Source organism: Paenibacillus sp. NPDC058174, from assembly GCF_042883865.1.
Lineage (GTDB): Bacteria > Bacillota > Bacilli > Paenibacillales > Paenibacillaceae > Pristimantibacillus.
On sequence record NZ_JBHVUY010000002.1, the window covers coordinates 301,490 to 322,566 of the forward strand.

The 21,077-nt window shown below is 49.3% G+C and carries 16 protein-coding genes; 8 read left to right on the forward strand and 8 right to left on the reverse strand.

Translation table 11 applies throughout. The features are described 5' to 3' along the window. Positions 1-29: 29 nt before the first annotated feature. The 5 genes from ACFVVF_RS12950 to ACFVVF_RS12970 all read right to left on the reverse strand — a co-directional run bounded on the left by ACFVVF_RS12950 (position 30) and on the right by ACFVVF_RS12970 (position 7,721). Positions 30-3,101, reverse strand: coding sequence for an alpha-mannosidase (locus ACFVVF_RS12950; RefSeq protein WP_387809743.1), 3,072 nt, complete (start codon positions 3,099-3,101; stop codon positions 30-32). Positions 3,102-3,156: 55 nt separating this feature from the next. Then, the gene (locus tag ACFVVF_RS12955; protein WP_387809746.1) at positions 3,157-3,981 is read right to left on the reverse strand and encodes a carbohydrate ABC transporter permease; all 825 of its coding nucleotides are present in this window, start codon (positions 3,979-3,981) and stop codon (positions 3,157-3,159) included. Between the two features lie 5 nt (positions 3,982-3,986). Further along, a complete protein-coding gene (locus ACFVVF_RS12960; RefSeq protein WP_387809748.1) occupies positions 3,987-4,871 on the reverse strand; it encodes a carbohydrate ABC transporter permease in 885 nt (294 codons plus the stop codon). A 70-nt stretch (positions 4,872-4,941) separates the two neighbouring features. After that, positions 4,942-6,288 (reverse strand): extracellular solute-binding protein, encoded by a 1,347-nt coding sequence (locus tag ACFVVF_RS12965; protein ID WP_387809751.1) that lies wholly within the window; start codon positions 6,286-6,288, stop codon positions 4,942-4,944. Between the two features lie 314 nt (positions 6,289-6,602). Beyond that, positions 6,603-7,721, reverse strand: a complete 1,119-nt coding sequence (locus tag ACFVVF_RS12970) for a GntR family transcriptional regulator (RefSeq protein WP_387809754.1) — start codon at positions 7,719-7,721, stop codon at positions 6,603-6,605. Positions 7,722-7,861: 140 nt separating this feature from the next. Between ACFVVF_RS12970 and ACFVVF_RS12975 the strand changes: the two genes are divergently transcribed. Beyond that, complete coding sequence (locus ACFVVF_RS12975) at positions 7,862-8,557, forward strand: RNA polymerase sigma factor (protein ID WP_387809757.1); 696 nt, start codon at positions 7,862-7,864, stop codon at positions 8,555-8,557. A 91-nt stretch (positions 8,558-8,648) separates the two neighbouring features. Beyond that, positions 8,649-9,125, forward strand: coding sequence for a VOC family protein (locus ACFVVF_RS12980; RefSeq protein WP_387809760.1), 477 nt, complete (start codon positions 8,649-8,651; stop codon positions 9,123-9,125). A 434-nt stretch (positions 9,126-9,559) separates the two neighbouring features. Here the strand turns inward: ACFVVF_RS12980 and ACFVVF_RS12985 are convergent, their stop codons facing one another. From ACFVVF_RS12985 to ACFVVF_RS12995, 3 genes are all read right to left on the reverse strand, one after another. Next, positions 9,560-10,783 carry an MFS transporter gene (locus ACFVVF_RS12985; protein WP_387809762.1) on the reverse strand — a complete coding sequence of 408 codons (1,224 nt, stop codon included), beginning with the start codon at positions 10,781-10,783 and terminating at the stop codon, positions 9,560-9,562. Between the two features lie 171 nt (positions 10,784-10,954). Then, positions 10,955-11,560 carry a TetR/AcrR family transcriptional regulator gene (locus tag ACFVVF_RS12990; protein ID WP_387809765.1) on the reverse strand — a complete coding sequence of 202 codons (606 nt, stop codon included), beginning with the start codon at positions 11,558-11,560 and terminating at the stop codon, positions 10,955-10,957. 175 nt (positions 11,561-11,735) lie between these two features. Continuing rightward, on the reverse strand, positions 11,736-12,161 hold the full coding sequence (locus tag ACFVVF_RS12995) for a MarR family winged helix-turn-helix transcriptional regulator (RefSeq protein WP_387809768.1): 426 nt from the start codon (positions 12,159-12,161) through the stop codon (positions 11,736-11,738). A 148-nt stretch (positions 12,162-12,309) separates the two neighbouring features. Here ACFVVF_RS12995 and ACFVVF_RS13000 point away from each other — a divergent pair, with 148 nt between their 5' ends. The 6 genes from ACFVVF_RS13000 (at position 12,310) to ACFVVF_RS13025 (ending at position 21,074) form a co-directional block, all read left to right on the forward strand. Further along, positions 12,310-13,767: an MFS transporter gene (locus ACFVVF_RS13000; RefSeq protein ID WP_387809771.1), complete on the forward strand. Its 1,458-nt coding sequence runs from the start codon at positions 12,310-12,312 to the stop codon at positions 13,765-13,767. A 607-nt stretch (positions 13,768-14,374) separates the two neighbouring features. Next, positions 14,375-15,937, forward strand: coding sequence for a response regulator (locus ACFVVF_RS13005; protein WP_387809774.1), 1,563 nt, complete (start codon positions 14,375-14,377; stop codon positions 15,935-15,937). 7 nt (positions 15,938-15,944) lie between these two features. After that, complete coding sequence (locus ACFVVF_RS13010) at positions 15,945-17,717, forward strand: cache domain-containing sensor histidine kinase (RefSeq protein ID WP_387809776.1); 1,773 nt, start codon at positions 15,945-15,947, stop codon at positions 17,715-17,717. A 181-nt stretch (positions 17,718-17,898) separates the two neighbouring features. After that, complete coding sequence (locus tag ACFVVF_RS13015) at positions 17,899-19,191, forward strand: ABC transporter substrate-binding protein (protein WP_387809778.1); 1,293 nt, start codon at positions 17,899-17,901, stop codon at positions 19,189-19,191. Between the two features lie 190 nt (positions 19,192-19,381). Then, positions 19,382-20,257 carry a carbohydrate ABC transporter permease gene (locus ACFVVF_RS13020; RefSeq protein WP_042166457.1) on the forward strand — a complete coding sequence of 292 codons (876 nt, stop codon included), beginning with the start codon at positions 19,382-19,384 and terminating at the stop codon, positions 20,255-20,257. Further along, positions 20,250-21,074 carry a carbohydrate ABC transporter permease gene (locus tag ACFVVF_RS13025; protein WP_387809781.1) on the forward strand — a complete coding sequence of 275 codons (825 nt, stop codon included), beginning with the start codon at positions 20,250-20,252 and terminating at the stop codon, positions 21,072-21,074. The genes ACFVVF_RS13020 and ACFVVF_RS13025 overlap by 8 nt, the downstream gene beginning before the upstream one ends. Positions 21,075-21,077 lie beyond the last annotated feature (3 nt).

Here is a 21,077-nt window from a genome sequence, read left to right on the forward strand (position 1 = left end):
CTACGGTCTTTTCACTCCTTATGCAAGCATTATGCAGGCATGATTCGGATCGTCTTTACTTCGAAAGGCGTAAAATGCATCGTCGTTTCGTTGGTTGAATCATCGAAAGAAAGCAGCTTAACTTCGCCAGCGCCCCCGTCCTCGTTCAGCTCCAGCATATCAGTTTCCCGAATATCCGTGAAGCTGAAGCTTGTAGAAATGGAGCTGCTGGTCGACATGCCTTTGCATTCATAGAGCCGCGCGATGATTGCGCCCGAGCTGTCCTCGGCCATTTTGACCGTATCGACGATAATGTTCGCCTTCCCGGCCAGCACCAGTCCGCGGAATGCGGCAGAGCTGCCCGGCATAGCAAGCACCGGTGTGTTGAGTTCCGCTGCCTCCCGGATTACAGGATTGGTGACAAAGCCTTCATTCCATACATGGAACGAGTAAGTGAAAGTATGCAAGCCTTGATCCGCGCGCTCGTCCGGATAGCCAGGGGAACGGAGCAGCGTCAGATTCATTTCTTTTCCAAACGTATTAATACCGTATTTGCAATCGTTAAGAAGGGCGAAGCAGCGATCGCCTTCGACAAAAGCGGACCAGCGGTGCTGGCTCACCTCATAACGGTCTGCGTCATGCGGCCTTGAATAGTGGTTCGGACGTTTGACATGCCCGAATTGAATTTCATGGAGCGCTTCTGTCGTATGCAGATTAACGTCGAAGCCGACCTTCAGCAGCTTGTGGCTTTCCTTCCAATCGATTGAAGTATGGAAGTCGACGCGGCGGCTGTCTGCGTGCAGACGAACCGTCTGGATGAGCGTGGACTCATTCAGCTTGCGTTCAATCCGGATTTCCGCGAACAGCGGTCCGCTGCCGGTTACTGTAATTTGAGCAGGCTCAGGAAGCTCCATCTCGGCGTCCCTATACCGCCGGTCCAGCTCCCAGGCATCATAGCTCGACGTTTGATCGCGGAACATGCGGAACCGGTTGCTCACCCCGTGTGTCCACTCGGATTGGCTCTCTTTGTCCCAAATGCTTGCAATTTCGCCGCGCTCATTGAATGTAACGAGCAGCAGGCTATTCTCTAACCGGTCGCAAGCAGCATGTACACGGCTACCCTCTGCGCCCACAGAAACAGCAGACTCCAGTGAAATATAACCGCTTGCCGGCAGATTTGCCCGCACGTATCGCTTGTCGCCATCGCTTTGAACAGGGAGCGTACGGCCCAAATTGTCCGCTGCGCCAGAGAACCCTTCAGGGAGCTCCATTATCGTCGTCCGATCCCATGGAAGCACATTGAATAACGTGACTCCTTCAGCAGTGTGTTGGCCGTTGCCATCTTCTCCAGCCTCTATAATGGCCTGCGCCGCGGAACGGCTAAGCTCAGCGATCGATGCAAGCAAAGCTTCATAGGCTTTCTCGGCTTCCTCATGAACCCGGCGAATGGATGTGCCCGGCAAAATATCATGGAATTGAAGCAGCAGCAGTTCCTTCCATGCCGCATCAAGCTGAGCCTTCGGATACGGAGAGCGCCCTGAGAGCGCGGCAAGTGTGCTGAGATGCTCGGCTTCTTTCAGAGCAGCTTCAGCAGCGCGGTTGCCCTGTTTCATTTTCGCCTGGGAAGTGAACGTACCGCGATGCGCGGAGTAGTAGAGCTCTCCAACGTAGCGGTTAGCCGGTATGCCGCGCTGCTCCAAATCCTCGAAGTATTCGATCGGCGAGCTGATCGCCGTGCGCGGCACGTCTTCGAGATCCTTCATCCGTCTTAGAAACTCAAGATCATTGCGGTTCGCGCCGCCGCCGCCATCTCCGTAGCCGAATTGCACGAGACGGGTCGAAATGCCGTGTTTCTGTATACGCTCATTCCATTGGAAGAGGGCGTAGCTGACATCCGCCGGATTCGGAAACGGACCGTAGTCGAGCAAGTGAACCGGAACGGCAGAGCCGTCAATGCCTTCCCAGGTAAACGTATTATGGGGGAAGGTGTCTCCGGCGTTATCGTAGGTTTGGAACATTTTGACGGAGGCAAAATAATCGACACCGCATTTTTGCATAATTTGCGGCAGGTTGCCGGAGTAGCCGAATACGTCGGGCAGCCATAGCATCCGGCTGTCGACACCGAATTCCTCCCGCAGAAAGGCTTTGCCGTAGAGGAACTGGCGGACGAAGCTTTCGCCGCTTGGAATATTGGCATCCGGCTCTACCCACATGCCGCCCTCCATAATGATGCGGCCTTCAGCGACATAACGCTTGACCCGCTCGTACAATTCGGGATACAGCTCTTTGGTCAAATGGGTCAAATACGGTTGGCTTTGCACATATTTGTATTCCGGATACTCCTCCAGCAGCGCAAGCTGATTGGACAAAGTGCGGGCAATCTTCCGCTTCGTCTCCTCAATTGGCCAGAGCCAGGCGATATCCAGATGGGATTGCCCCATCATGAACAGCTTGGGCGCTGTCGATCCATTGACGCATGCCAGCAGAGGCTGCAGGATTTCCCGGCCTTGACGGGCTGTTGCTTCCAGTACATCACCGGTTCCATTCCAGTCCAGCTCAGTAATGAGCCGGTCGAAGGCGTTGTCGATTTCGCTTGCCCGCAGCGGAGCGGAGCCGATACCGGTTCGAAGCTGATACAGCGCCTCCAGATCGATGAAAAACTGATACAGCTCCTCGTTAAGCACGGCGATGCGGGACTGTTGGTAGACCGGCAAATCCCGGTCATGCCCGGCATAGGCTTCCGCAATGATCTCGAACGTATCGCCAGGGACGGCTTCTTTTGCTAATGTAATGGTCTTATGTTGCAGATCGATCGCCCCGGCGAGTTTGCCGTTAACGTAAACGGTAGTCTCGGAGCCCAGATTCAGCTGGAGCTCGACACGCTTGCCCGCAGCTTCTGGCGGCAGCTCAACAGCAGCTTTAAACCAGCCGTACTGCCACGTTTTGCCCCACTCTGTGCGAGGTTGCATCGCTTCGTAAGGAAGCGAGCCGGCTTCCTCAACATAAAGCCAGTTGTCCGATGGCGAATAGGTGAAGTCGACAGGGCCAAGAGGGCGGTACAGCAAATTCTCTTTTTCCCTTATCCATTTTTCAATATGAAATAATCTCTCTTTATCATGCAAGATGAACGCCTCCGGAAACCTGATGGGCAGGTATGATAGTCGAATAATAAATGGGCTAGCCTTTGGTTGCGCCGGCGGTAAGGCCTTTGACGAGCGCTTTCTGGAAAACGACGAATACGACCAGGACAGGCAGGGTTGTTACGATTCCTGCTGCATTTAAAGGGCCCCATTGGATGCCGGATTTCGTAATGAACGTGTTGATGCCTGCTGGCAAGGTGCGCATTTGATCGGAATTGATAAAGGTCATCGCGATCATCATTTCTTGCCAAGCGGTGATGCAGACAGTTAAGCCTACCGCTACCAGACCGGAGCGGGCCAGCGGCAGCACCATGCGGAACAAGATGCCCAGCGAGGAGGAGCCGTCGATTTTCGCTGCTTCGTCGATGTCCTTCGGCACGCTTTTGAAATAGCCGGTCAGGAGCCAGATCGCCATCGGCAGCAAAATCGCGCAGTTGGTCAATATAATGCTGGCATGCGTGTTAAGCATGTCCAGCTTGCCCCACATCACATACAGCGGCACGATCAGCGTCGTGAGCGGCATAATTTGTGCGAATAGAATGACGGTGAAATAAAGCAGCTTCCCCTTAAACGCATAGCGGGTCATGCTATAGGCCGCAAAGCTTGCGATGACGAGCACGATGAGTACGGTGCCTGCTGTATTGATTACGGAGTTCAGAAAATAGGTCGGAATGGCCGAGCCTTGAAACACCGCTTTGTAATGCTCAAAGGTGAAAATATTCGGAATCAAGGTTGCCGGATCGCGAAAGATTTCATCCGACTTTTTCACCGAAGTAACGAACAGCCAATATAGAGGAAATAAGATGACGACCATAATGAAGGCGATAATTGCTGTATTCCATATGTTCTTAATGGCTTTCATGATGCTCACTCCTTAACCGATCTCAGCATGGCGCGCATATACGGCGAGCAAATAATGCCGATAATAACCAAGCTGATCAGCGCCATTGCTGAGGATTTGCCGAAGTCAAAAAACTCGAAAGCGAGCCGGTAGGTATAGATGGGAAGGGTAGAGGTCGCATCCATCGGGCCGCCTTTCGTAGTCACCCAGATCAGGTCGAAATAATTCAGCGTCCAGATCGTCGTAATGACGCCTGTCGCACCGATGATAGGTGTCAGATGAGGCACCTTAATATAGCGGACGATGCTGAACCAGCGGGCGCCGTCAATCCGGGCTGCCTCAAGCTGGTCGTCCGGAATGTCCTGAAGCGCGGCAAGCAGCATCAGGAACCAGAACGGGAACGCCTTCCAGGTATTGACGAATACTAAGGTGCCAAGCGCCATATCCGGCCCCAGCCATGAGATATCTTTATCAATCAGATGCAGGTAGCGGAGAATATCGTTCACGATCCCCATATCCGACTGGAGCATCCAGCTCCACATTAAAGCGGTCACGACGCCTGGCAATACCCAAGGCAACAGGAGTACGGAGCGAAGAATGCCTTTGCTTCTCCTTCTCTCGTCCACGAACAAAGCCGCCAGCAGTCCAGCTGCCATCTGCAATACAACGCCGCATACCGTCCATATAATCGTCGTTAGCAAAACATGCTTGAATATATCGTCGGTGAGAATATCCTTGAAATTCGCAAAGCCGGTAAACGGCTTGTCGGGCTTGCTTAGCTGCCAGCGGTGAAGGCTGACATACAGATTGTAGAATAAGGGATAGGCCAACAAGCTGACGATAACCGCCAGCGAAGGCAATAGATAAAGGTAAGGAACAAATTTGCGAAGCAGCCGCTTATTTGTCGTCATATGCATGTCTCCTGGCTTCTGGCTTTAGGAAGAGGGGAGAGGCGGGTTAAGGCGCTCCCCCCGTTCCGGTTTATTTTTGTGCTGCAATTTCTTTAATTTTGTTCTCGAGGTCGGCAACCGCTTTGTCGACAGGCTGCTTTCCGACGAGCACTTTCGTAACGGTGTCATAGACAGCCGAGTCGATTTCTTTGTAATAGAGCGTTTTAGGCTGCGATTGTCTCGCGAACTTGATTTGTTCTTGGAAAATCGCATAGGCCGGGTCGGTCGCGAATTTGGATACGGCAAGCGATGCGTTGTTGGCCGGCACGTCCGTCATCGTCCGGGCGTTAAAGTCAACCGAGGTCAGCATTTGAGCCAGCTTGGCAGCCGCTTCCGGATGCTTCGTATTTGCCGCTACGGCGATACCGAAGCCGCCGCCGAATGAGCCGTCCGGTGCATTAGCATCCATCTTCGGAACAAGCGCTTGCCCGTAGAAGTCTGCGCCTTTCAGATCCGCATTCTGGTCGGTGATCCATGTGCCTGCGATGACCATCGCGACCTTTTTCTGAGCGAACAGCGTGCCCAGCTTCAGGTGATCCAGCGTCGCATAATCGGCTTCGTAAGAAGGCTTCATATCGGCAAGCAGCTGCAAGTAGCCTTTGAACTCCGGAGTATTGACGTTTGGCGTAATGGCGCCGTCCTTCACTTCAATAATGGAGCCTGGGGAGGCTGTGAACAGGCTTTGGGACGGGAATTCCTTCAGACCCAGATCCATGCCGAAGCCTGCCACTTTTCCGCCTGTTGCTTCTGTAATTTTTGCAGCATATTCCTTGAGCTCGCTCCAGGTCGCTGGCGGTTTTTCCGGATCAAGTCCGGCTTGCTTGAAAATTTCTTTGTTATACCAGAGAACGCGTGCATCAGTTGTGTACGGAAGCGCCATATGCTTGCCGTTCCAGTCGTACATCGACAAGATGCCAGGGAAGAAATCCTTGAAGGCGTCTTCGCCGAGCGATGCGCCAAGGTCAAGCAGGTAGCCGGAATTGGCGAACGCCGGGAAGTCCGGGTTGTTGACGATGAAGACATCCGGCCCGTTGCCGCTGGCGAACATTACTTTGTATTTCGTTTCCCAGCTTCCCCAAGGATCGCTTTGGAACTCCACTTCATAGCCTGGATTCTCAGCTGCAAACTTCGTCTTCAGCTCCTCCAGAACAGGAGCGATAGTCGGATCAGCTGTCCATTCGGAAAATCCGTAATATACGAGCTTCTCTTTTTTGCCGGAGCCTGCCGGCTCCTTTCCTTTCGAATCATTCGTCTGCGCCGGCTCGGAAGAATTGCCGTCGTTTCCTTTGTTTGACCCGTTCCCGCAACCTGCAGCAAGCGCTGTCATCATAATGGACACCAATAAGATCATAAACACTTTGCTATACCGCTTTTGCACTGCGTTACCCCCTTAATGATCATAAAATATATTGAAGGCTTCGTTCGAAAGAAGAACGATAGCGCTTACAATCGGAGCAGTAATTCAGACTTCAGGCAAGCTGATTCATGGTGTATGTGAGTTTCTGAGCTGTTATTGTATTAAAACTATAATACAGAATGCGAAATACTGTGTTATTTGACAGCCTTATCATAAATCTGAATGTTTTCTGTGTCAATAATTAAATTATATTTTTAATATATATAATACAGATGATACAAAAAAAGAGAGACCGGATTTGAAATCCGGTCTCTCTTTGTAAGAGCGAAATGAGGTTATTTGAGGGCTGCTTGCGGCACCTTGCCGATGGAGCTGCCTAGATTGAGCTCGCCTTTGCATATTTGGCCGAGTACAGACAGATGCTCCTTGCCCTCAAGCAAATTCATCAGTTGAAGCGCGGCCGTACGCCCCATGTCATAGAAGGGCTGATTGACGCCCGTAATATCAAGCTTCAGCTTCAGGTTGAGGTTGAGCGCATCATAGGTAACTAAAGAGATATGCTCAGGTATGCGCAAATTGAGCTTGTCCAGGGCCGCAATTGCCGCTTCTGCCAGCTGATCATTCGCGGAGAAGATCGCTGTACAGCCGCTCTCAGCGATGAGGGAAGCCAGCGTGGAGCTGTACGCCTCGAATTCATCAGCGAAGTTCTCGGATTGGGTCGGCAGCAGCACATCCAGTTCAGGATCGAATGTAATGCCGGAATCTAAAAACGCTTGTTTAACACCAAGAAGACGTTCGTTAAACGTGCTCAGATCGGAGTTGCGAATGAACAGAATGCGGCGATGCCCTTTGTCGATGAGCAGCTTCGTCAGCTGATAGGCGCCGGCGGCGTTGTCGCTGGTGACAAACGGGATATCGCTGTTATACATATAGCGGTCGAGAAAAATGACTTTAATGCCGTTGTTCTTCAGCAGTTCATAAAGCCGCTGGTTGCGTTCATCATGATTATGATCATAGATGGGACTGAGGATAACGCCGTCGACCCGTTTGGCTACCGCGCCTTTGATCAGTGATTCCAGCTTGTCGAGATCGCGGTCGTCGCTATAGCTGAGCAAGTGGAAGCCTCGCAGCTGCAGTACATCCTGTATACCTCTTAGCGCTGAAGCCCAAAGCGGGTTGTCGATGCCGACAACGGATGCGGCGATCAGCCCGGAGCGGCTTTGCCCCATTGGCGATACGACACCATTCTCGATATAGGTGCCCCGGCGTTTGTCCCTTCGCAGCATGCCTTCCTCACAAAGCTCTTTAATCGCCTTTTCCACCGTATTGACGCTGGATTTATAAGCCTCGGCAAAGTCCCTGCTGGATGGCAGGCGCGTATCGCCCAGCCATTCTCCTTCTAAAATTCTTTTTTTAATATCTTCTTTAATGCGGAAATAAGGATAAGTCGACATGGAATTCCTTTCTATCGAACAGATTTTTGTACAGTTGTCTACATTGTATCAACTGTATCAAGAGAAAATCAATATGGAAGTTGAGAGAGAAGGTTTACGGGCGAAGGAGGAATTGCAAAGATAAGGTGGAATGGATAGAGATGGACTGGAAAACGTTGATAGCTAAATATAGTGCCAATATAGCGGGAAATCACTGGGACGCCGAGGATTTGTCGCAGGAGGCATGGCTGAAGCTGACGGAGGCGATCCGGAGGGAGCCGGAACGTGTCGTTACGAAAGCGTACGTATACCGGATCGTCAAGAATGCCTGGATTGATCGGCAGCGAAAAAATAAGCTGCGGACATCATCGCTGGCCGGGCAGCTGGAAGAGCGTGGGGAGACGGATTCGCAGCTGTCGACTCTCGAACTGCTGGAGCTGCTCGCGGGCCGGCTTGCGCCTCGGATGGGCGTTATTTTGCTGCTGATGGATGTATTTGATTTTACGGCTAAGGAAACAGCGGCATATGTGCGTATGAAGGAGTCTGCGGTGCAGGTCACGCTGGGACGGGCACGGGCAAGGCTAAGGATGCTGGCCGGGCAGCATCCGGACCTGCAAGAGCACGAGACGGAGCGGGCGAAGTCTGCTTCAAAGGCGGGTGAAGGAGGAGCTGCTGTACGAATTGACGCGCTGGTCGATGCCTTTCGCAGACGGGATCCTGAGGCGATTTGCCGCGCCTATATCGGAGTGAACGAAACGGGACTCCGGCTTGCGCAGCTCAAACACATAGGAGAGGGATTGCAGTTTGTGTTTCGTGACCCCGACGGCAATGGGTTTAGCGTGATTTCACGCCAATAATAATTTGGCAGGCTCTGTTTGGTTTTTACCGGCTGCTGCGTTTATTAAGCTGTAAGGAAAAGGAATAACGGGGAAAAGGGAGAGGATTGCGGTGACGGAGCTTTCTAAGGATGGGCGGAAAAATGCGATGAGGGCGGTCTGCTCGGTATATGTGCCTGTGAGAAATCCGCTTGAATCGGCGGCATGGTGGCAGCGGCATTTTGGACTGGAGTGGGCAATGCCCTATAATCCGGAAGAAAATCACGCCATTATGAAGCTGGCGGACGGACAATGGCTGCATCTGGTTGAAACGGAAGGTAATATTGACAGCCAGTTCCGCGATAAGTCCGGATATGAGATGTTCCGGTTTACGTTCGAGGTAAGGGAGATTGAGCACATTTATGATCGTCTCCGTTCCGGCGGCGTAGACGTACAGGAGCTGAAGGACCGCGGAAGCTGCGGCATTAATTTTGTGTTCTATGATTCCGACGGCAATAAGTTTGATGTGAACGAAGTCGTGCAAGCTCACCGCTCACCCGAGGAGGCGGCGGCAGTATTGAACTACTTATTCGCTCCGGCGAATGCCTGAGGAGTGACACCGAGAATGAGTGGGGCAAGGCTGGGCTGGCTCGTAATTCAAAGATTGCGCAGCTCGGATAGGATATAAGGCAAGCACGAGGGTAAAGAGTATGAATGTGACATTCAAAATGTAAAAGTGCAGGTTGTCGGGCGTTATATCGGCGATTCCGGGCATCAAAATACAAAAGTGCAGGCTGATTGGGCTAAAAAGCCTCGATAAGGCGAAATTACTCGATTTCAAATGTACTTTTACATTTTGATGGCTGTTTTTCGGTTTTTTGGGCTCATCAAAATGCACTTTTGCATTTTGGAGTGAAGTTCATTGGACATTGAGCCAATGAGATGATATTACAATACCAGCTATCGCAATCCATCAGGAGACGAATACAACGAAAAAGGCGGTGCAGGGGGATCAACCTCCTGCACCGCCTTTTAGAGCGTTCATTAATTCATCGTGTTGGTCTGGCGGACTTTGCTGGCTCTAAGGGACAAGAAGAAGCAAAGAATAAGAATGATTGCGGCCGAAATGTACGGGAAATTCAAATTTACGTCGAACAGGAGACCGGCGACGACCGGCCCTGCGATATTGCCAAGACTGGTGAAGGCCGAATTCAGGCCTGCTACATAGCCTTGCTGCTCCTGTGCCATCTTGGACATTTGGGTACCAATTGCGGGACGCAAAATATCGATGGACAAGAAGACGATGAACGTCACGACTACGATCAACAGATAAGTGTGGACGAACAAAGTTAACAGAATGAATACCCCTGCCATTAGCAGACAGAAGGAGATAACGGCTTTTTCACCAAACCGGTTCAATATCCGGCCGAATATAGTTGCTTGAACGACAGCTCCTGCAATGGAACCGAACGTAATGATAAAGGCGATATCTTTAGGCGTGAAAGAGAATTTATGATCGACAAACAGGCCGAAGATCGTTTCATAGTTCGCCAAACCGAAGGACATGACGAAGACGATGATGAGACTTAAAAAATAAGGCTCGCGGTAGGAGTTAGCCAATTGGGACAGCAACCCCGGCTGTTTGACCGCTGCCGGAGCCGGTGCTTTACCAGCAGCCTCCGGGTCTTGTTGCTTCGCTTTCGAAGTCAGCGATTCCGGCAAGACGAGAATGGTAATGATCGCAGAGAACACGCCTGCAGCTGCTGCAGCGTAGAAAGGTACACGCATGCCGAATTCAGCCAGATAGCCGCCGATGCCGGGACCGATAATGAAGCCCGTCGTAATGGCAGCATTGATGAAGCCCATGCCTGTTGCCCGTTCTTCTACAGTTGTCATATCTGCGGCGTAGGCCATAACGGAAGGCATAATGAGAGCGGCACCGACTCCGCCGAGCATCCGGGCGACGAAGAGCAGCCAAGGTGAGCTGACAGCTCCGAACAGCCATTCTGACAATGCGAATATGAGCATGCCTGCGACGATCAGTTTTTTACGTCCCAGCTTATCGGACAATCTTCCCGCAAGAGGGGAGAACAGCAGCTGTGTTACGGAAAAAGCGGCCACAAGCAGGCCGACAAGACTGCCGCTAATGTGAAGCTCAGTCATATAGGTCGGCATAATCGGTATAACGAGCCCGACGCCGGTAAAGACAAGGAAAATATTAAGCATGAGAAGCAGAATTGCTCCCCGGTTTTTCAGCAATAAAGCCATGGATGTAAGCCTCCGGATTTCTGCATAAGATGTAAGGACTGCATGCCTTTGAAGGGGATAAACCCTCGTGAGATGCAGAAAATAAATCGTAAAGCGATTATTGAATAATACTGAACGTTCGTTTTGTAAAGCTGCTGTAAAAACCAGGCCGTTTAATGAGTTAAAAATTTTTTAAACGGCGGAAGGTTTAACGATGCCGGTAAGCAGCGTATCGATCGCTGTTTTATAAATGGCAGTCGCGTCCTCTGAATTTTTTTTGCGCAGCATTTGGCCAAGACCGAGAATGAGGCCCTCCAGCACAACAGCAAGCTTCTCAACATCGATGTCTCTAAATTCACCGCTGTCGATTCCTTGCTGCAGAAGCTTCTGATTGAATTTAAGATGTCCGGAGACGAGTTCGTCGATTCGTTCCTCTACATCATTCGCTTTCTCCTCATTGTTGTTGAAAAACTCATCCGCCGCTTTAGTGAGCGGGTGGTTCAAGTCTTCCATCACGAGCTGCTCCGCAAAGCCGTAAAGCTTCTCGACTGTGGTGCGGTATTGCGACTCGCGCTGCCGCCAGCTCTGCTCCCAGTCCCGTTCCCATTCATCGAGCAAATAGAGGAAGAGCCCTTCCTTGCTTTTGAAATGGTAATAGATATTGCCTTTGCTGCTGCCGGTTGCCTCCACAATTTCTTCAATGGAGGTAGCCTTATAGCCCTTTTGAACAAACAATGCCCGTGCGGCGTCCGCCACCCGTTTTTTTGTCTGTTCGCTTTGCAATTGTTTTTTATTCATCAGACAGCACTCCGAATCATGTGAGAGCCGAAAATAACCTCTCAATAATACTGAACGTTCGTTCTGTATTTTATCAAATGAAAGATAAAGATGCAACTCGCAGACCTGTTTACATGATGACCAGGTATCAGGCTGGAAGGCTCTGTTTAAGCTATACTTGCGGGTTCCGTGCAGTTTAATCCTCTGGCAATTGCCGGCTCACTTTTTGCAGCAGATAAATGAGCTGGTCTTCTTCATCCGAAGAAAGATTGGAAATTAAGTTTTCATTGGATTGCTTCAATATCCGCTTCAAGGTCGGGTGAAATTGCTCCGCCTTAGGCGTTGGATACAGCAGATGAGAGCGTCGATCATTGGGATCGGGCCGCCGCTCGATGTAGCCGGATTGCTCCAGTTGCTTAACCGATCTTGCTGTCGTTGCTTTGTCGTATTTCAAAAGCTGGGTAAGCTGATCCTGTGTTACGCCGGGCGTTAACAGAATTGTCTTAAGAAAACTATGCTGTCCGCCGCTGCCGATACCGTAAGGGGTTAAGGCTTTGGAGAGAATTTTTGAGTTATGCCGGTGAACATAAGAAATGAGCTTGCCGATTGGCTCTTTTTTCATGGTGGAGCCTCCTTTTTTAACATCGTATCGTAAAGTTGTTGCGCGCGCAACAAAAATGGCGTACACTGAAGTTGTCAATTTAGTTGCGCGCGCAACTAGAATGAAAAATTGAAATCGTAGAAAAGGGGGACTTCCCTTGCACGCTAACGTGAGTACGTACCAGGAAGATAAGGAAGTCCAGGGCAGACGCTGGATCATCCTTATCGTCCTGAACTTGTTTACTTTTATGGCAACGCTGGATGGGAGCATCGTCAACATTGCACTGCCCGTGTTGTCAAAGGAGCTGGGCTTGCCGATCGCTCAAATCGAATGGGTGGCGACAGCGTATCTGATGGCGATATGCGCAGCCATTTTGTTTTTTGGCAAATTGGGTGATATTTTCGGAAAAATTCGGATTTTCAAAATCGGTACGATTGTTTTTATTTTTGGCTCGCTATTATGCGGCTTTAGCGCATCATTGCCGTTTCTCATCGCATCGAGAATCATACAAGCGATTGGCGCTTCGATGACGATGGCGAACAGCCAAGGGATCGTCACCGATATTTTTCCTGCAACCGAACGGGGAAAATCGCTTGGCATGATTGGCATCTTCGTGGCCCTTGGCAGCATTGCCGGACCAAGCTTAGGCGGCATTATCGTATCAACGCTGGGCTGGGAATATATTTTCTGGGTCAACGTGCCGATCGGGGTGATCGCCATTATTATGGGCTGGAGACTGCTGCCTCGTGATCTCATTAAAGTTAAAGCGAGAATCGACGTGCCGGGCAGTGTATTGTTTGCTGTATTTATTGTAGCGTTGTTCGCCGGATTGCTGCTTGGACAGCAGATAGGCTATAGCAATAACGGAATCATTCTTTCATTAATTGTTGCTGCGGTGGCGCTCGTTAGGTTTCTAACCGTCGAGAAACGGAGCGAGCATCCGCTCATACAGCTGTCGCTGTTCAGAAATCCGTTATTTTCAGTAAGCATCTTATGCGGCTTTCTCGTGTTTACCGCTAATTTTACCTTCAATATTATTGCCCCGTTCTATGCGCAAAATATGCTCGGCTTGTCTCCGTTTGATGCCGGCTTTTTGCTTATGCTATTGCCGATCTGTATGGTAATCGTCGCTCCGATAAGCGGGGCGTTATCCGATAAAATCGGATCTGAGCTGCTGACGCTTGCCGGACTGATCGTAATGGTCATTGCGCAATTTGGTTTTGCGATGCTGCACGAAGGCAGCTCCGTACCTGTCGTCGGCCTTTGGATCGCGATGCTTGGCATCGGCGGCGGCTTATTCCAGTCGCCGAACAATTCGCTCATTATGTCGCAGGTTCCGCGCACACAGCTGGGGTCTGCCGGCAGCGTCAATTCATTGGTGCGCAATGTGGGGATGGTCGTCGGCATCACGCTGGCTACGACAATCTTATTCCGCGTAATGAGCACTAAGGCGGGCCACCGGGTAACCGGCTTGATTCCGGGACGTGATGATATATTCCTTGCCGGCATGCACGTCGCGTTTACGACATCCGCGTGCATCTGCTTGGCAGCCGCTTTGCTGACTGGCTGGCGGATGTATCAGGCGAAGGTCGTGAAGCGCCGCTCGGGATCGGAAGCGAAGGCTTGATGAGCTCTAGAGCTGCATTATCTTGAGTAGCTCTAGGCTGGCATTATCTCAATGAAATCTAGAGCTGCATTATAATAAAGGCTAATTGGCTGTTGGCCGAAGGGCAAGAATGAAGACATTTAATATGAAGCAGGGGAGAGGCGATTACGTCTCTCTTTTTTTGCGTAGTTGGGGATGGAGCGGAGGGCTTAAACGAAGTTAGTTATAAAATGAAGAGTTAAGTTATGCGATGGACAGAGGGGGGCAGTTGAGAGGTTTGCGAAGCGAATTCGCTATATAACGAAGCGAAATTCGTTATAGGATGAGGTCTGAAGTTCGATATATAGAATAGCGAAGCAATTTGCGTTGTTGGTGAACCTAGGTTCACGAGTAACGAAGTTTAGTTCGCTAAAGCTAAGCTGCCCCATTGCGAACTTAGTAATAACGAAGTTAGATTCGCAAAATAGCGAAGCTGGTTCGTTCGTGATCAACACTCCCAATCAGTCACGAAACGACACCATTCGACAAAACGATTATTTTCGTGACGATATTTCGGTTATAATGTAGTTTAAGTTTGGGTTTATGCCTAGCTTTTAATATATAGTTTGGTTGAGCAGGAGGTGCCGGTATGGCATTCACATATTGCAAGGTGTTAATTGTAGATGATGAGGCGTTGATTAGACAGGGAATTAAGCATTTTATGAATTGGGAGCAAGAAGGCTTTCAGATCGTCGGAGAAGCGTCGAACGGGAAAGAGGCGCTAGAGATGATTGCCCAGTTGCAGCCGCATATTGTGCTAACGGATATTGTCATGCCGGTAATGGACGGGGAAGAGCTGACCCGGCAAATCAAGCTGCATTATCCCGAAATCGAAATTATTGTTCTCAGCAGCTTTGGAGAGTTCGACTATGTGCGCTCGACCTTCCAGAGCGGCGTGAGAGATTATATATTGAAGCCAAAGCTGGATATCGCCCATTTGCTCAATGTCTTGAAAGAGACGGCGGGCAAAATTCCTTCTCTTCGTACACAGCAGTCTGCGGGTGACGCGAAGGTCTCTGTCGAGCTGTTGCTGGAAAAGCTGCTGTCCGGATTCGAAGCGGAATACGACGAGCAGGAGCTGGCCGCCGAGTTTCCTTACCGCTGCTATTGTCTTATTGGGGTGGATCTGCGGGGACGCAACCGGACGAAGCATCAGATTACGGGCCTCTCGAAAAGCTTGCAGGACGAGCTCGATGCCAGAACTGCAGCAGCGGAGGTAGTCTATCGCATGCTTCCGACCGATTTGCCGATGATCGTGTTCCTGTTAAATATGGACCATAACGGTCTCGCTTCGCTTCCGAGCTGGGCGCGGGCGATGACAAGCGTGCTTGTGGAGCATCATGCGGATACGGCCATCGTGGTGGGCGAACCGTTTATGAATATTGCTGAGCTTGGCCATATCTATAAGCAAAGCTTGCTCAAGCTGATGGACTATCATTTTTATTTTCCCGGCAAGCGTCTGCTGGTCTATAATAATCTGCCGGAAACGCCGCAAGGCTTGGAGCCGTTTAACCTTAATCAGTTCACGGAGGAGTTCAAGCGGGAGCACTTCGATGCGGCTTTCAACTATTTGAAGGAGCATGTGCAGGCGATCACGGTCAATTATATGACTGATGTGTTTGAGTTCAAGTCATTTCTCGGCAATTTAATTTTCAATATTACAGTGCTGCTAGGCAATATGGATTACAGCATTCAGCAGCTGGAGGGTAAAAAGTACTTTTATTTCAAAGCGGTCGAAGATGCCCGGCATGCGGACGAGGCGGCGGAGGTGCTGAACGCCTTTATTGAAGAGGCCAAACAGTGCATTCAGGATCGTGCTGAGCAAAGCGGCAACGTCAATATGAGAAGGCTGCTGGATTATATCGACGAGCATTATGCCGAGCCGCTTAATTTGACGGAAATGGCCAAGCATTTTCACTTCAATCCATCTTACCTGTCCAGCTATTTCTCCACGCATCATAGCGAAGGCTTTATCGATTATTTGCACCGTGTCCGCACGAATAAAGCATCGGAACTGCTGCGGGCGGGCTCGGCCCCGATATCCGAGATTAGCGGCTTGGTCGGTTATTCCGATCACAGCTACTTCTGCAAGGTGTTCAAAAAGCATACCGGCTTGTCGCCAAGCCGTTACCGCCAACAATATACGAGATAGGTGAATTATGAGACGACTATTGGATCGTTTTAAATATAACGGGCTGTTTGTAAAAATGTTCATTATTATGGTTGCCAGTATCGTTACGGTATCCATCCTGGTGACGTGGACGACGATTAATGTGTCGGAACGGGTTTTTATGGAGACATTCAGTATTACGAATTCAAAGGTTATTGAGCAAATTAACAGCCGCATCGATTCCTTCAATTATTCCATTGTGCTGACTACGAATAAAATCGCGCAAAGCGGCACGATCCGTCAGTTTCTAACCGAAAGCGGCGGTACTTCGAGCGAGATGAACCAAGCCTTCTATAGAATGGGCCAGCAAATGAACCGGATTAAGTCCGGGATGGACGTATACGAGGTAGGCATTACGGTAACGGGCATCAACGGCAGGAGCTACGCAACGGTAGATCGTACCTATTGGCCGGTGCCTGACAAGGAGCTTAAGGATCATCCGATTACGAAAAAAGCGCTAGAGCAGCCGACTAAGCTCATGTACTTCTACGATGATGCCAAACGTTCGCGCAAGCCGTTTATGGAGCCGACAATTATAGCGGCGAAGACGCTGCTTGACCGGGCTGGCAAAGCGTACGGCATCGTTTATTTTGCAATTAGAGAGCGGGATTTCTCTCAATTCTATGACGTGAACACGAGCCAAGCGAGTGATGCGATCGTATTGGACAAGGACGGTCTTATCATTTCCTCGAACCGCAAGGAATGGATCGGTGAATCCTCGAAGGAGCTGCTGGCGGATGTGGAGCAGATTGAGAAGAAGTCACTCGACTATAAGAACGCTCATCTCATGGGCAAAGATCAAATTGTACTATCTGAATATTTAGCCCCATTAGATCTTTATATGGTTAATTTGATCGATAAAAATGCGGCAATCGGCCAGTTGACCGATACGAAGAGGATTCTTCTCATCGTGATGGCGATTGTGGCGGTTGCCGTTATTATTGTGTTTGTCATTTCCAGACGGCTCACGAAATCGCTGACCCGCCTCGTTAAGCAAATTTCGAATATATCCAAATATGATTTCGACCGTCATGTCACGATCGGCGGCAGCTATGAAACGAAACAGCTTGGCATTGCTTTTAATGCGATGATCGATGAACTGAACGAATATGTGGGTGAGCTCGTAGAGACCCAAAAGCAGCGGCGCAACGCCGAGCTCGAAGCGCTGCAGCAGCAGATTAACCCGCATTTCCTTTACAACACGCTGGCCTCGGTTAAGTTTATGGTTCAGCAGGGAAGCAAGGACAAGGCTGCAGAGACGATCAATTCGCTTATTTCGCTACTGCACAATGCCATCGGGGATATCAGTGAGACGATTACAGTAAGCCAGGAACTGGACAATATGAAAAACTACGTGTTCATTAACCAGGTTCGTTACGGCGAACGAATTCGGGTTAGCTATTTCATTGCACCGGACTGCTTGAACTACCACGTTCCTAAGCTGATGATTCAGCCTTTTATAGAGAACGCATTTTTCCATGCCTTCAACATCAAGCCGGAGGGCCATATTTACATTATGATCGGCCAGGATGGCGATGCGCTGATGTGCGAGGTTGTAGACAACGGGGACGGTATGGAATTATCGAGGGAAAGCAATCTGCCAAATTCATCAAGCAAACGGCAGCTGTTCAGCGGAATTGGCGTGCGCAACGTAAATGACCGGATTAAATTGCTTTACGGGGAAAGCTATGGGGTAACGATTTCAAGCGAATTGGGAGAAGGGACCAAAATTAAAATCCGGATTCCGCTGCTGAAAATCTAATAATTATTCAAATTTATATAAATTGTACAAATCGAATGCAAATGGACAAATCAACTCATAATAATTGAACAACTCGTTGTAAAGATCGTTCTAACGAGAAATAAAGAGGGAATGTTACACTGAAAAAGTAAGTGAGGAAACGCTTACAGGAATGCAAACAAATAAATGCGGAGGTCTTGTAATGAAAAAACTACTCGTATTACTTTTTGCTACCGCACTTGTACTGTCGGCATGTTCGTCCAAAACGGACAACGGCGGCAACACAGGCGGCAACGCGGCTGATACAAGCAAGATTACGGTCTGGGCTTGGGATCCAAACTTCAACATCAAAGCGTTGAATTTGGCTAAAGAAGATTATGCAGCAAAAGATTCGAAACTGACTGTTGATATCATTGAGAACGCGCAAAACGATATCGTACAAAAGCTGAACACTGGCATGAGCTCGGGTACTACAAAAGGTCTTCCAAACATCGTGTTGATCGAGGATTATCGCGCGCAAAGTTTCCTGCAAGCATACCCGGACATGTTCTATGATCTGAGCAGCTACTTCAAAGCTGAAGACTTCGCTGACTACAAGCTTGGACCTACAAGCGTAGACGGCAAGCACTACGGTCTTCCATTCGACTCCGGCGCAGCAGGCGTGTTCGTACGTACGGACTACCTGAAAGAAGCTGGCTACACGCTGGCTGACATGCAGGACATCACTTGGGAGCAATACATCGAGATCGGTAAAAAGGTAAAAGAAAAAACAGGCAAAAACTGGATTTCCCTTGACCCTACCGACCTTAGCCTTATCCGTATGATGACGCAATCGACAGGTGCATGGTACCTGAAAGAAGACGGCAAAACAGCTAACATCGCTGACAATGCTGCAATGAAAGAAGCGTTTGAGGTTTACCAAAAAATCATGCAAGCTAACATCGTTAAGCCGCATGCTGACTGGAGCCAATTGGTAGCTAACTTCAACTCCGGTGATGTTGCTTCTTATCCGACAGGTAACTGGTTCATGCCTTCGATCGCAGCTGAAGCTTCGCAATCCGGCAAATGGGGCGTTGCACCACTGCCAAAACTGTCGAAAACGCCTAACTCTGTACACGCAGCAAGCATCGGCGGCAGCTCGTTCTACGTATTGAACGTTCCAGGCAAAGAAAAAGCAGCTGAATTCCTTGGCGCTACTTTCGGTTCCGATTCGAACCTGTATCAAAAACTGATCACTGAAGTAGGCGCAATCGGCACATACAAACCGGCTGCATCTGGTGAAGCTTACAAACAGCCAAATGAATTCTTCGGCGGACAAAAAGTAGTTGAAGACTTCGCGAAATGGACAGCTGAAGTACCAAAAGTAAACTTCGGTATGCACACTTACGCAATTGAGGACATCCTCGTTGTTGAAATGCAAAACTTCTTGAATGGCAAGAAGCTGGATCAAGTGTTGAAAGATGCACAAAGCCAAGCTGACGCACAAATTAAATAAAAACAAACAAATAAATAAAAAAAGCAACAGACAATGACCTTGGACACCCGTCCGCCAGCGACGATCATGTCGATGGCGGACGGCGTGTCTTTAGGGTTGTTGCCATAGTTGCAATAAAAAAAGAAACCATACACTGTTAGACGGAATTAAGGAAGGAGCTGGCGAAGCTGTGAAAGAAGCAAGAGCAGGCATGGGCATCAAAGCAAGAACGAATGCCGTAAGTTGGGCATTTATTGCGCTAGCTGTCGTTATGATTTGCATATTTTATTTTTATCCGATGATTCAGGCGCTTCTGATGTCGTTTCAATCGGGAACAGGCACGAACCTCTCTTATGTTGGAACAGAGAACTACACGCGGCTTTTCAAGGACGCGACCTTTATTGCTGCATTGAAAAATACGTTTATTTATTTAATCGTGCAAGTACCGATCATGATCGTTCTTGCCATGTTTATTTCTGTATTGCTTAACGATAGAAATTTGAAATTCAAGGGCTTCTTCCGGACGGCAATCTTCTTGCCAGCCGTTACATCCCTCGTTGCTTACTCGGTTATTTTCAAATATTTGTTCGGAAATGAAGGGCTTATTAATACGATGCTGCTGAAGCTGCATCTGATTGCCGATCCGATTCTTTGGATCAGTGACCCGTTCTGGGCTAAAATTACGATCATTGTCGCCATTACTTGGCGTTGGACCGGATATAACATGATTTTCTATTTATCGGCTTTGCAAAACATTGACAACTCCATATACGAAGCAGCACGCATTGACGGCGCATCCGCATTCCGCCAATTTACGCAGATTACGATGCCGCTGCTCAGACCGATCATTTTGTTCACGTCGATTACGTCAACAATCGGTACGCTGCAGCTGTTCGATGAGGTTATGAACATTACGAAGGGTGGTCCAGGTAACGCGACCACAACGCTATCGCAATATATTTACAACCTTTCGTTCAAATATACACCTGACTTCGGTTATGCGGCGACTGTCTCCTATGCCGTCGTTATTCTGATCGTTATCTTCTCGTTCCTTCAGTTCAAACTGGCAGGTGATAAAAATGGATAAATTGAAAAAGTTTTTTACTTACTTATTCCTAAGCGTCGCTGCGGTCATTTCCATCTTCCCGTTCTTGTGGATGATCTCCAGCGCAACGAATAAATCGGTTGACGTAACAAAGGGCAAACTGATGCCCGGTGCTTTCCTGGGTGAGAACCTGAAGAAGGTCCTCGATACAATTGATATCGGACCTGCTTTGTGGAACTCCGCTAAAATCTCGGTTACGACAACGATTATTGCACTGTTGATCGCTTCGCTCGCAGGCTACGGCTTTGAAATTTTCCGCAGCAAGGCGAAGGACCGGATTTTTAGCATCTTGCTTCTATCCATGATGATTCCGTTCGCGGCAATCATGGTTCCTTTGTACCGGATGTTCGGCGGTATTTCCAAAGTCATTCCGGCTATCGGTATCGATACGATGACGGCTGTCATTTTGCCATCTGTCACAACCGCGTTTCTTATTTTCTTCTTCCGGCAAAATACGAAGATGTTTCCGAAGGATATGCTGGAAGCAGGCCGGATTGACGGTCTGAACGAGCTGGGTATTTTCTTCCGGATCTATGTTCCGACGATGAAAACAACTTATGCCGCAGCTGCGATCATTACGTTCATGTCCAGCTGGAACAACTATCTGTGGCCGCTCGTCGTGCTGCAATCGCCGGAGAAAAGAACGATTCCGCTGCTGATCTCCAACTTGGGCTCCAGCTACGCTCCGGATTACGGCGTAATCATGCTCGTTATTCTGATCGCAACATTGCCTACGGCTATCGTGTTCTTCCTGATGCAGAAGCATTTTGTAGCGGGTATGACAGGTTCCGTAAAATAATCA

Excerpts from the sequence above, each read along its gene's own strand:
- ACFVVF_RS12955 (WP_387809746.1), bottom strand. The coding sequence starts at position 3,981 with ATGAAAGCCATTAAGAACATATGGAATACAGCAATTATCGCCTTCATT.
- ACFVVF_RS12960 (WP_387809748.1), bottom strand. The coding sequence starts at position 4,871 with ATGACGACAAATAAGCGGCTGCTTCGCAAATTTGTTCCTTACCTTTAT.
- ACFVVF_RS12970 (WP_387809754.1), bottom strand. The coding sequence starts at position 7,721 with ATGTCGACTTATCCTTATTTCCGCATTAAAGAAGATATTAAAAAAAGA.
- ACFVVF_RS12975 (WP_387809757.1), top strand. The coding sequence starts at position 7,862 with ATGGACTGGAAAACGTTGATAGCTAAATATAGTGCCAATATAGCGGGA.
- ACFVVF_RS12985 (WP_387809762.1), bottom strand. The coding sequence starts at position 10,783 with ATGGCTTTATTGCTGAAAAACCGGGGAGCAATTCTGCTTCTCATGCTT.
- ACFVVF_RS12990 (WP_387809765.1), bottom strand. The coding sequence starts at position 11,560 with ATGAATAAAAAACAATTGCAAAGCGAACAGACAAAAAAACGGGTGGCG.
- ACFVVF_RS12995 (WP_387809768.1), bottom strand. The coding sequence starts at position 12,161 with ATGAAAAAAGAGCCAATCGGCAAGCTCATTTCTTATGTTCACCGGCAT.
- ACFVVF_RS13005 (WP_387809774.1), top strand. The coding sequence starts at position 14,375 with ATGGCATTCACATATTGCAAGGTGTTAATTGTAGATGATGAGGCGTTG.
- ACFVVF_RS13010 (WP_387809776.1), top strand. The coding sequence starts at position 15,945 with ATGAGACGACTATTGGATCGTTTTAAATATAACGGGCTGTTTGTAAAA.
- ACFVVF_RS13015 (WP_387809778.1), top strand. The coding sequence starts at position 17,899 with ATGAAAAAACTACTCGTATTACTTTTTGCTACCGCACTTGTACTGTCG.
- ACFVVF_RS13020 (WP_042166457.1), top strand. The coding sequence starts at position 19,382 with ATGGGCATCAAAGCAAGAACGAATGCCGTAAGTTGGGCATTTATTGCG.
- ACFVVF_RS13025 (WP_387809781.1), top strand. The coding sequence starts at position 20,250 with ATGGATAAATTGAAAAAGTTTTTTACTTACTTATTCCTAAGCGTCGCT.